This is a genomic window from Grimontia sp. SpTr1, assembly GCF_947387585.1.
Taxonomy (GTDB): Bacteria; Pseudomonadota; Gammaproteobacteria; order Enterobacterales; family Vibrionaceae; genus Enterovibrio; species Enterovibrio indicus.
Window position 1 is genome coordinate 453,593 of the sequence record NZ_CANDOD010000002.1, and the last position, 11,738, is coordinate 465,330.

General features: G+C 48.7%; 7 protein-coding genes. 4 read left to right on the forward strand and 3 right to left on the reverse strand.

Features of this window, described 5'->3' with window-relative positions:
• The first annotated feature begins 109 nt into the window (after positions 1-109).
• Positions 110-2,047, forward strand: coding sequence for an amidohydrolase (locus QL223_RS06275; RefSeq protein ID WP_281544216.1), 1,938 nt, complete (start codon positions 110-112; stop codon positions 2,045-2,047).
• 267 nt (positions 2,048-2,314) lie between these two features.
• On the forward strand, positions 2,315-3,322 hold the full coding sequence (gene galE, locus QL223_RS06280) for a UDP-glucose 4-epimerase GalE (protein WP_281544217.1): 1,008 nt from the start codon (positions 2,315-2,317) through the stop codon (positions 3,320-3,322).
• A gap of 63 nt (positions 3,323-3,385) precedes the next feature.
• On the opposite strand, the gene QL223_RS06285 is transcribed toward galE, so the two are convergent.
• The 3 genes from QL223_RS06285 to ppsA form a co-directional block, all read right to left on the reverse strand.
• The gene (locus QL223_RS06285) at positions 3,386-4,630 is read right to left on the reverse strand and encodes an OFA family MFS transporter (RefSeq protein ID WP_281544218.1); all 1,245 of its coding nucleotides are present in this window, start codon (positions 4,628-4,630) and stop codon (positions 3,386-3,388) included.
• A gap of 715 nt (positions 4,631-5,345) precedes the next feature.
• Entirely contained in the window at positions 5,346-6,800 is a 1,455-nt protein-coding gene (locus tag QL223_RS06290) for a DUF3360 family protein (protein ID WP_281544219.1), read from the reverse strand.
• Between the two features lie 305 nt (positions 6,801-7,105).
• Positions 7,106-9,481 carry a phosphoenolpyruvate synthase gene (gene ppsA / locus QL223_RS06295; protein ID WP_281544220.1) on the reverse strand — a complete coding sequence of 792 codons (2,376 nt, stop codon included), beginning with the start codon at positions 9,479-9,481 and terminating at the stop codon, positions 7,106-7,108.
• 170 nt (positions 9,482-9,651) lie between these two features.
• On the opposite strand from ppsA, the gene QL223_RS06300 reads away from it, so the two are divergent.
• Positions 9,652-10,488: a pyruvate, water dikinase regulatory protein gene (locus tag QL223_RS06300; protein ID WP_082111454.1), complete on the forward strand. Its 837-nt coding sequence runs from the start codon at positions 9,652-9,654 to the stop codon at positions 10,486-10,488.
• Positions 10,489-10,831: 343 nt separating this feature from the next.
• Positions 10,832-11,731: a LysR family transcriptional regulator gene (locus QL223_RS06305; RefSeq protein WP_002538551.1), complete on the forward strand. Its 900-nt coding sequence runs from the start codon at positions 10,832-10,834 to the stop codon at positions 11,729-11,731.
• Positions 11,732-11,738 lie beyond the last annotated feature (7 nt).

Consider the following 11,738-nt stretch of genomic DNA (forward strand, 5'->3'; position numbering starts at 1 on the left):
AATGTTGGGTTTTACCCATCATCATGCATTAGTTAGAACGACGTTTCATTGTTAAATTCTCAACATCGAACAAAGCTCACGAAGCCAAAGTGCTTATATGGGGAAAACGATGAAAAGAACAATCAAACTATCAGCAGTAGCAATGTCTATCGCACTACTAGCTGCTTGCTCTAAGCAAACAAATGTTGTGGATATAGCTGATTTATCGAAAGAAGTCCTGGCGAGCCCAGTCACTGTTTTTGTGTCGAACGACATTGTTACTATGTCGGATGTTGCGCCAGAGCAGGTCACTGCCATTGCTGTTCAAAATGGCAAAATTTTGGATTTGGGCGAAAAAGAAGCCCTGCTGAAAAAATACCAAGCGCATCCAGGGCTGATTGTAGATAGACAATTTGAAGATAAAGTCCTGACGCCAGGCTTTGTCGAACCTCATATCCATTTATGGTTGAGTGCGATTCTCATGAGCACTGACTTTATTACGCCTGCAGACTGGAAACTGCCTTGGGGCGACGTAAAAGGTGTGCACTCAGAAGAAGCATTCATTAACCGTCTGATTGAGGTTGAGAAGGCGACACCGGAAGGTGAGCCATTGATCGTTTGGGGCTATCACAACTATTTCCATGGCAAAAACATGGGACGTGATGTGCTGAACCAGATCTCAGAGACTCGCCCGATCATTGTCTGGCACCGAAGCTTCCACGAGCTGTTTTTCAACAATGCCGCGATTGAAATGATGGGTTGGGAAGAGAGTGATTGGTCGGGCGAGGGCTTGGCCTATGAGCAGTTAGACTGGGAGCGTGGGCACGCATTTGAAAACGGCGGAAAAATCATTCTTCCTGAAACGCTGAAGTTTTTGGTAGACAGTGGTCGCTTTGCCACTGGCATGGAGAGAACGCGTGATTATGTGCAATCTGGTGGTATTACCACGGCGATTGACCCTGGTGTGATTGCGACGCCGGAAATGTATGACCAAATGGTTTCTATATTGCTGGATGATGCTTTCCCTATGGATTACTGGTTAATTCCGGCAGGTAACTTCACTTACGCGGCCGGTGGTTATGATGCTGACGAGGGCAAGTTGATTGCTGAAGTCCAGACCAGAGATTACAAGGGACAAGACCAAATTCAATGGTTGCCTAAATTCGTCAAACTCTTCTCTGACGGCGCGATGTACAGCCAGCTAATGCAGTTGAAAGATGGCTATATCGACGGTCACCATGGCGAATGGTTGCAAACTCCTGAAGAGCTCGAAGACAGCATGCGCCCGTATTGGAATGACGACTACACGATCGTGATTCATGCCAATGGCGACTTGGGTTTTGAAAGCGCCTTGGATGTCATGGATGCTTTGAATGAAGAAACACCGCGGGACGATCATCGCACCAGCTTCCACCATTTAGGCATCACTGATAAAGATGATATTCCACGCGCAGTGGAATCTGGCGCTAACTTCAGTGTGAACCCTTATTACACCCACGTGCTGGCAGAGCTCTACAGCAAAGAAGGTGTAGGTAAAGAACGCGCGGAAGTGATGGCAAGAGGGCGTTCATTTATCGATGCGGGTGGGGTCCTTTCTTTGCATTCCGATGCGCCAATGGCACCTGCGCAGCCGCTGGCTTTGGTTTGGGCAGCGGTGAACCGAATCGGCTTGTCTGGCGAAACGGTGATGGGGCCTGAAGAGCGGATCACGGTGGATGAAGCCATGCGGGCCATTACGATTGATGCCGCATACACAGCGCGGTTAGAAGATCAGGTCGGCAGTATTGATATCGGCAAGTACGCTAACTTTACAGTGCTTGAACAAAGCCCTTATAACGTGGAGCCTGAAAGTATTAGAGATATTGATATTGCTGCGACTGTTTACCGGGGCGTTGCGACAGAGATAGATGTGGCGAATGCTGGCCTTGAAACCTCTGACAACAACCAGACGGTATTGAAACTGATGAACCGGATCCCATCAGCCAGTCTTGGCCATAGTCATGCGAATGGTGATGTATGTGACAGTGCGTTGCTGTTCCAACATGCGATGTACGAAGCCATTAGATAACAGGGTTAAAATCCAACGAAGCCGCTGCATAAGCCTGCGGCTTTTTCTATTTACATTCGAATTAAATCCACTGTAAAACTGCAACGTTTACCTTTTCAAATTCGAGCCAGTTATTCGAATTTGCGCCTAACACTGTGGTTTTTATGCGATTCGATGTATGTAACTGGCACTTCTGACTTGCTCAGGTATAGTGGTCGCCATAACAAATCCGTGCTTGAATTGAACCTAGACACGGAATCTAAAATCACAACCCAATTGAGATTTGACATGAACGTACTCGTAACTGGCGGCGTTGGCTACATTGGCAGTCACACCTGTGTTCAGATGATTGAAGCAGGCCTAAATCCTATCCTTCTCGATAACCTGCATAACAGTAAACTTGCGGTACTCGAACGCATTGAAAAACTGACGGGCAAAAAGCCGACGTTTTATCAGGGCGATATCCGTGACAAAGCGTTTTTGGCCTCGGTGTTTGAAAAAGAAAACGTTGATGCAGTCATCCATTTTGCGGGTTTGAAAGCAGTGGGTGAGTCGGTTGAAAAGCCGCTGGAATACTACGACAACAATGTTAACGGTACTCTGGTGCTGGTGGATGCGATGCGTGATGCAGGCGTTCACTCACTGATTTTCAGCTCGTCGGCAACTGTTTATGGTGACCCGGCTTCTGTGCCAATTCGTGAAGATTTCCCAACGTCAGCGACCAACCCTTATGGCCGCAGTAAGCTGATGGTGGAAGAGTGTCTGACTGACTTCCAAAAAGCGAACCCAGACTGGAGCATTACTCTGCTTCGCTATTTCAACCCAGTAGGTTCGCACAAATCCGGCGAGATGGGTGAAGATCCACAAGGCATTCCAAACAACCTGATGCCGTTTATTTCACAAGTGGCTGTTGGTCGTCGTGAATTCCTGTCGGTATTTGGTGATGATTACCCAACCCGTGACGGGAGTGGTGTACGTGACTACATCCACGTTGTCGACTTGGCGGAAGGTCACCTTGCTGCGCTTGATAAAGTCGGCAAGAAAGCGGGTTTGCACATTTATAACCTGGGAACTGGCGACGGTAAGAGCGTGCTGGAAATGGTTGCAGCGTTTAGCGAGGCATGCGGCAAAGAAATCGCTTATCAAATTGCACCGCGTCGCCCAGGTGACATTGCAGAGTGTTGGGCAGACCCTGCCAAAGCGCAGCAAGATCTTGGTTGGAAAGCAACCCATACCTTAAATGACATGGTAGAAGACACCTGGCGTTGGCAGTCAAAGAACCCTCAGGGTTATTAAATAACGCCTTTTAGAAATACCAAAGCCCGCTGATACTTCAGCGGGCTTTTTCTTTTTTTTCAATTACGCTGTTACCGCTTCCAGTTTTCCACGCGCTTTGGTGATGTACGCCTTCATCATAAATGCCACACCCAGTGCCACCACAAATGCACCACCGAAGATATAGAGCGTCAATTCATAGCTTCCGGTAACGGAGCGCAGGTAAGCGGCGATTTGCGGGCCAACCAAGCCAGCGGCTGCCCAAGCCGTGAGAATGTAACCGTGGATCGCGCCAAGTTGTTTGGTACCGAACAAATCACCAATAAATGCTGGCAAGGTTGCGAAGCCACCGCCGTAACAGGTCATGATGGTGAAGAGCACCACTTGGAACATCAACACACTGCCGATATTCGGCAATACTGCAAACAGCGCAATCTGCAGCACAAAGAACGCAATGTAAGTGTTCGCGCGTCCCAAGGAGTCAGAGAGTGTCGCCCAACCTAAACGTCCGATGCCGTTAAAAACAGCCATCAAACCGACGACGGCAGCCGCTTCGGTGGGGGAAAGCCCAATGGTTTCTTGTGCCAGTGGAGAAGCAGAGTAAATGACACCAATACCGCAGGAGATGTTGATAAACATCATGAGCCAGAGCCAGTAGAACGGTGCGGTCTTCACGGCCTCATTAGCGGTTTGCTGCGTCAGATCCTTTGTGATTTTCTGCGCGCCGGAAGCGACGGCTTCTTTCATGCCATCAGGCATCCAACCTTGAGGTGGGCGCTCAAGATACAACGCAGAAAGATACATCACGGCCATATAGGCGATGCCAGATGCGTAAAACGTGAATGGGATGGAGAAGTTTTCCATCAGGTAACCAAACACCGGGCCGCCAATCATGGCACCAAATCCAAAGCCCATAATCGCCAGACCAGTAGCAAAGCCGCGTCTGTCCGGGAACCATTTCACCAGTGTGGAGACAGGCGTGATATAGCCAATGCCAAGACCGATGCCGCCAAATATGCCGTAGCCGAGCCAGAGCAGATAGATGTTGCCGACCGATGTACCGAAGCCGGCAATCAGCAAACCTGCACCCCAGAAGGTGGCTGCCAGTAAGCCTGCTTTTCGCGGGCCATGCTTCTCAACGAAGTGACCCATAATCGCTGCGGAAAGCCCCAAAAAGAAAATAGCTAAACTGAAGGTGCTCGCAACGGCAGATCTGTCCCAGCCAAAGGTTTGTTCGAGAGGAAGGTTAAATACGCTCCATGCGTAGACTGAGCCGATAGAGCCATGGATACCCACGGCAGAAGCGGCAATAAGCCAGCGGTTTTTCATATCGATATCCTTATTGAATCAAGATGCCTGACACGTTACTGACTGAATGATTGGCAACAGTTGATTTACATCAACCGCACCGAACGACATATTTTCTTACAAACTCTCAGGTCGGCGAAGATGCACAGATAGCTGATTCATTTATGCCATCAATGCATTGGTTTTTAGGCGGAAAGACTTTCTGATACAGTAGGGAATTCAGTTTAAACGCCATTAATACAATGAGTTATATTGGTTTTGGCTTGATGTGCACTTTCTGACGGATGTATGGGCTAGATCGGGAGATTCTTCTGAATCCAAATTTCCATAGATGAATAACTTCGATCAATGTTTGGTTTTGAGTTGGGCTGAAACAATTTTGAGGTCTAAGTAAACACCGGAATGGAGAGATAACAAGTGAATAACCAGTCAATGATGTCAGAGTGAAATTATTCTATCGTTATATGTAAATTAATATCACGAGTTATATGGTTATTATTAGTGATCTGTCTGGGTGGGTTGGAATATAAAGATAATTCTACTGTTCGGTGATTTAAGCTGAATATTCCGAAGTGATTGCTCTAATTTTTCTAACTGGAAATATTTAGATACAAAATGTCATATTTTCCAACGGCTTTTATTTCTGAGTGGCAGAAATAAAAAAGCCACCCGATTGGGTGGCAAAAGTATATAAACGCCCGAGTGAGATTGGGCAAAGTTACATTACATCTTTCACTTACAGCAGGGCAGGAACCCCAGGGAGCTGTCCTACAACACCGAGCGCGCCCACACAGACAATCAATGCCGTGAGTGGAATGCCCAGACGGTCTGTGCGGCCGAGAGACGCAGCGCGCTCTTTGTTGCCAATCAAACCTGTGTTATCCAAAAGCATGGTCAGTGCCCAGCCAAATACCGGGTTCACCAGCGCACACGCAAACATACAGATACCGGCACTTTGGGAGTTACGGGCGTTTTTCACCATTTGCATGCCTGCTTCCAGCAGTGGCAGGAACACACCAACCAGCAAAGCTACACGAAGCACAGGTTCCCACATGGCCAAGTCCATCGGGTAGCCAATCACTGCAGCCGAAATACACAGCACACCGGTTAACAGCGCGCCACCGGGAATAGGGCGTTTGGCAATCGCAGCCGGAATCATGTAGGTACCCCAAGAAGAAGCGAGGTTACCACCGCCAAGACCGGCACCAACAATCTGACGCACAGAACAAACCGTCATGGTGTCGTCCACATTCATCAACGCATCTTTGGCGGTTTTCGGGTAATTCAGTTCCTGGAACACACGGTGTCCAAGAAAATCCGGTGACCACATGGCAACCGCCAACACCGCAAACGGGATCACCGCAATGTAGTGCTCAAGGCTTGGCCAGCCTAGTTGCCAACCAGTGTCTTCGCCCCACCAGTAGAAAGGACTCATGTTTGGCAGGCCAGGTTCAGTGGTGAACTCAAAAGGCACACCCATGGCGAAGGCGATGATACCTGCGACCGCAGAACACAGAGGAATAGCCAGCCAACGTTTTTCAATCTTGGCAAGGTAGGCGTAAATCACGATGGTCGCGAGAATCACAACAAAGGAAACATGGCTAAGCCCAGTAGAAGCTGACCAGGATTCAAATGCGGTCAGCTGACCAATCAGGCCGACGGCACCGAGGTAAATCAACAAGCCGCCCCGTACACCTTCACCGGTGAGCTTCACAAGCTTTGAGCCGCCTTTGGTTGCGCTGAGTATTAAACCAAATACGCCTACCATTATCCCCAGAGCTAGCGGGTGACCGCCTGCCGCAGCAATCAGAGGAATGAGAGGAATCATCGGGCCATGGGTACCTGCAAGATTGGTGAGCGGGTTAAACATGGCAGAGAAGAAAATCGCGAACAGCAGACCTGCAATAAGGAGCTCGAAACGCACGTTCTCAGCAACAAATTCAGGTGATAAACCGAATTGTGCGGCGAAGGCGGCAACCATGGCTGTCACCATCACGACTTTGCCGATGGTAGCCGCAATAGCTGGCACCCAGTCTTCTATTTCAATACCAAAATCACGGTAAGGAAGATGGAGTTTCCAGCGCTTGTAATTGGCAATATTTAATTCATGTTCGAGGTATTCAGTGCGGGAAGAAAATTCATAAGATTGCTTCCGTTGAGAAGTGTAATCACGTCCTTGTTCTTGACTCATATTCACTCCGATGAGTTAAAGCTTAATTGCTGTTAATTATTTGGAGTGAAGAGAGTGGCGATATTGACGTGCGTCATGTTAGTTGTGTCATTAATCGATTTTCGGGATGTAAACGCGTCTGAGTTCACGTAAAAACAAAGTGAATTGCATCGTGTTCTAATTAATCTGAATGATGGCGGGAGAAAAATGTGCAAGAAAATAGATTGATTTGCACAATATTCTAGATCTTTGTATTTGAAGTTTTGGATAAAAAAATCCCGCAGCATTTTCGCGCTGCGGGACTTTACATTCATTCAGTCGATGAATCAGGACTTGTTAGCAACCTTGCCAAGTTTCATCCAGGTATCAACCACGGTATCCGGGTTGAGGGAAACAGAGCTGATACCCTGATCCATCAGCCATTGCGCCAAGTCATCGTGATCAGAAGGTCCCTGACCACAAATACCCACGTATTTACCTGCTTTGGTGGCGGCATCAATCGCCATCTTCAGCATGGCTTTCACCGCTGGGTTGCGCTCATCAAACAGATGCGCGACATCACCGGAATCACGGTCAAGGCCGAGCGTTAATTGGGTCATATCGTTTGAACCAATTGAGAAGCCATCAAAGTACTTCAGGAAGTCTTCCGCCAATACCGCATTGGATGGCAGTTCACACATCATGATGACTTTCAGACCCTGCTCGCCACGGCGCAGGTTGTGCTTCGCCAGAAGATCGTTCACTTCTGCCGCTTCACCTGTGGTACGAACAAATGGGATCATGATTTCAACGTTCTTCAGACCCATCTCGTCACGCACGCGTTTGATGGCCTGAGTTTCCAACTCGAAGCAATCTTCAAACACTGGCGAGATGTAACGTGAAGCACCACGGAAGCCCAACATTGGATTTTCTTCATGGGGTTCGAACTCGCTGCCACCAATCAGGTTGCTGTATTCGTTCGATTTGAAGTCTGACATACGCACGATGACGCGCTTCGGCCAGAAAGCGGCACCAATGGTCGCGATCCCTTCGGTCAGTTTGCTGACATAGAAATCGACCGGATCTTTGTAGCCGCGAATGCGTTCATTGATGGTTGCTTTCAGCTCGTCGCTTTGTGCGTCAAAGTTCAGCAGGGCTTTCGGGTGAATACCAATCATCTTGTTGATGATGAATTCAAGACGGGCAAGACCGACACCTTCGTTCGGAATTTGGGCGAAATCGAATGCACGATCCGGGTTACCCACATTCATCATTACTTTGGTCGGTAGCATTGGCAGTTCGTCTACTGCAGTTTGGCTGACCGCAAAGTCGAGCTTACCTTCGTAAACGTAACCGGTTTCACCTTCAGCACAAGAGATAGTCACTTCCGCACCATCACTCAGTTTGCTGGTGGCGTCGCCACAACCAACGATAGCTGGAATACCAAGCTCACGGGCGATAATTGCTGCGTGACAGGTACGGCCGCCGCGGTTGGTGACAATCGCAGAAGCTTTCTTCATCACCGGTTCCCAATCAGGGTCAGTCATGTCAGTAACCAGTACATCGCCGTCCTGTACCAGTGACATTTCATCCAGTGATTTCACGATACGGACACTACCGTTGCCGATACGCTGACCGATAGCGCGACCTTCCACCAAGACACCTGCTTTTGCGCTCAGCTCGTAACGTTCAATCACGTTGCCTTGCTTCTGCGAGCAAACCGTTTCAGGACGCGCCTGGACGATATACAGCTTTCCGTCGATGCCGTCTTTTGCCCACTCAATGTCCATTGGACGCTTGTAGTGTTTCTCGATGATCATCGCTTGCTTGGCAAGCTCTGCGATTTCATCGTCGTTCAGCGAGAACTGGCTTTGTTCCTCTGCTGAGGTGTCGATGATTTCAACCTGCTTACCAATTACCTGACTGTCGGCGTAAATCATCTTGATCAGCTTGGAGCCGAAAGTGCGTTTTACTACCGCAGGGTGACCCGCTTCCAGCAGTGGCTTGTGCACGTAGAACTCATCAGGGTTCACCGCACCTTGCACCACCATTTCACCAAGACCCCATGAGGAAGTGATAAACACCACCTGATCGAAGCCTGATTCGGTGTCCAGCGTGAACATCACGCCAGATGAAGCTTTGTCTGAACGCACCATGCGCTGAATGCCCGCAGACAGAGAGATACCACGGTGATCAAAGCCTTGATGCACACGGTAAGAAATGGCGCGGTCATTAAACAATGAGGCGAATACGTGCTTGGTTGCCTCAAGCACGGCATCAATGCCTTTGACGTTCAGGAAGGTTTCCTGCTGACCTGCAAAGGATGCATCCGGCAAATCCTCGGCAGTCGCAGATGAACGCACAGCAACGGAAAGCTCCGAATTTCCGTCTACCAGCATTTCGTAATTGTTTCGGATATCCTGTTCTAAATCAGCAGGGAAGGGGGCATCCAGTACCCATTGTCGAATTTGGGAACCGGCTTTGCGTAGGGCTTCAACATCTTCAATATCCAGTTCATCGAGCACTTGGTGAATACGATCATCCAGACCTTCGTAATCAAGAAACTGGTTAAACGCAAACGAAGTGGTCGCAAACCCATTCGGGACAGAAACGCCAACATTGGCGAGGTTGGAAACCATTTCGCCCAGTGAAGCGTTTTTGCCGCCGACCTTGTCAACATCATCCATGGACAGGGTATCGAACCAGAGGGTGTTCTTTTGCATGTCTTTCTCCAGAAACTATGCAGTTTTTGTATTGGGTTTTGGGCGGTAAACCTTAAGTTTGGGCTAAAAAAACGCTATGGGTTTCAAAAGCTGAGCAAACGTTAATGGCTGACCATTTGTTGTTATTGTTATGTTTGTATCCTAATAAAATTTTGCGAGCAGATTAACCTTTGAAGCACACAGAAATTCAAACCCGAGACGTCTTTTATGTCTCGGACGGGACAGCCATCACATGCGAGACATTAGGGCATGTTGTTTTGGGCCAGTTTTCCTTTGTCCCAAACGAGAAAACCTTCCCTTTTGTCGAGTCTGAAGACAAAGTGGCGGATTTGGTTAAACAGATCCAACAATCCCACGATAAACATGGGGTAAAACCGCTGGTTTTCTTCTCCATGGTCGTCCCCGCCATGCGTGATCAACTGCTGCAGGCGCCAGCATTTTTCTACGATGTTCTGGAAAGTATCGTCCAGCGTGTGGCAGAAGACACACAAATCGAGCCCAAGCCAAAACTTCAACGTTCCCGCAGTGTCAGCAAAGATTCAGACACCTACTTTGACCGTATTTCGGCGATTGAATACACCTTGGCGCACGATGACGGCATTTCTCTAAAAGACCTGGATAAAGCCGACATCATTCTGCTGGGTGTTTCGCGCAGCGGTAAAACCCCGACCAGCCTTTACATGGCGATGCAATTCGGCCTTCGTGTGGTGAACTATCCGTTTATCGCGGAAGACATGAAAATGCTGCGTTTATTGCCGGAATTCGAGTTCCAGCGTCACAAGTTGTTTGGGCTGACGATAGAGCCAGAGCGTCTGACCCAGATCCGTCAGAACCGGCTTTCAGGCAGTGAATACGCCAGCAGCGAGCAGTGTGAACAGGAGATCGCAACGATTGAATCTTTGTTTCGTCGTGAAGCGATTCCTTATATCAACACCACCTCATTGTCGGTTGAAGAAATCTCCACCCGAGTACTGGAGAAAACTGGTCTCAAGCGTCGGTTGTTCTGATCATAGGGGCTGTTGACCTTTGGTGATGATTTTTGCAGCAGTTTGTGGGGATTTTATGCAAGGCAGAGGTTTCGATGTGTAGCTGGCCTACATGAGAAGCCGATAACGCAGCAGAAATTCCCCACAAACGCTGCCCGAAGGGTTCTGCCCTAAGCGTTTTATGCTTTGTTGAGGTGTATTTGCTTAGAATGACTAGGCGGCACACACCTCGCCGCGCCTAAAACGCTTATGGCTAGAACAAAATTTAACCACCAAAGGTCAACAGCCCCTAGAACGTGGTCGTTTACTTTCTCTAAGAAAAAGAAATAATGGTCTTAATTGTTTCTCAGAGTGAGTGAATGCTGTGCGCGCGGATGATCTGATTCTCTTTTCCCAAGTGGTTGAGCTGGGCAGCTTTAGTAAAGCTGCCGAACAAAACAGCCTGACAAACTCCGTTGTCAGTAAACGTGTTGCGCGTTTAGAAGAAGAATTAGGCGTTCAGCTTCTCTACCGTACTACTCGCAAGCTCACACTGACAGAAGCGGGAAAAGCCCTCTTGCAGGGGGCTAAAAACGTCAAACAGGCTACCCAAGAAGCGGTCGATTCTGTCGTGGGGTTTGGCGAAAACATCACAGGGCATATCAAGATGTCGGTGCCAACCATTTCCGGTGATTTGCTACTGGCAGATGCAGTAGCAGAGTTCTGTCACCAAAACCCTGGCCTGACGGTTGATATGTCGCTCGACAACAAATTCGTCGACCTGATTGAAGGTGGTTATGACTTGGTTATCCGCACGGGATATCTCGAAGATTCAAGCCTGATTGCCCGCCATTTTCTTGATTCCCAATGGATAGTTTGTGCTTCGCCGCAATACATTGCCCAGCACGGAAAACCCGTCACACCTGAAGCATTGGTGGACCACAATTGTCTTCAATACGCGTATCAAACCACGGGGGCGTCGGACTGGGAATTCAAGGCGAGTAAAGGTAACTACATCGTCAAAGTGTCCGGCAGTTTCTCCACTGACAATGCTACTGCACTTCGCAAAGCTGCACTGGGCGGCTATGGCATAGCTTATGTGCCGCGCTGTTTGGTTTACCACGACCTGTTGGAAGGGACGCTGATTGATATTCTTCCTGAGCAAGTGGGTAAGAAGCTCGGCATCTATGCCGTGTATCCGTTTACCCGACAGCCTCCGACCAAGGTGAAGGCGTTGATCGAACATATCCGCAGTCGGTATCTGGACATCGCGCATTATTTCTAAGTGACGA

What these genes read in the sequence shown, in the direction of transcription:
- QL223_RS06275 (WP_281544216.1), top strand. Translation starts at nt 110, where the DNA reads ATGAAAAGAACAATCAAACTATCAGCAGTAGCAATGTCTATCGCACTA.
- galE (WP_281544217.1), top strand. Translation starts at nt 2,315, where the DNA reads ATGAACGTACTCGTAACTGGCGGCGTTGGCTACATTGGCAGTCACACC.
- QL223_RS06285 (WP_281544218.1), bottom strand. Translation starts at nt 4,630, where the DNA reads ATGAAAAACCGCTGGCTTATTGCCGCTTCTGCCGTGGGTATCCATGGC.
- QL223_RS06290 (WP_281544219.1), bottom strand. Translation starts at nt 6,800, where the DNA reads ATGAGTCAAGAACAAGGACGTGATTACACTTCTCAACGGAAGCAATCT.
- ppsA (WP_281544220.1), bottom strand. Translation starts at nt 9,481, where the DNA reads ATGCAAAAGAACACCCTCTGGTTCGATACCCTGTCCATGGATGATGTT.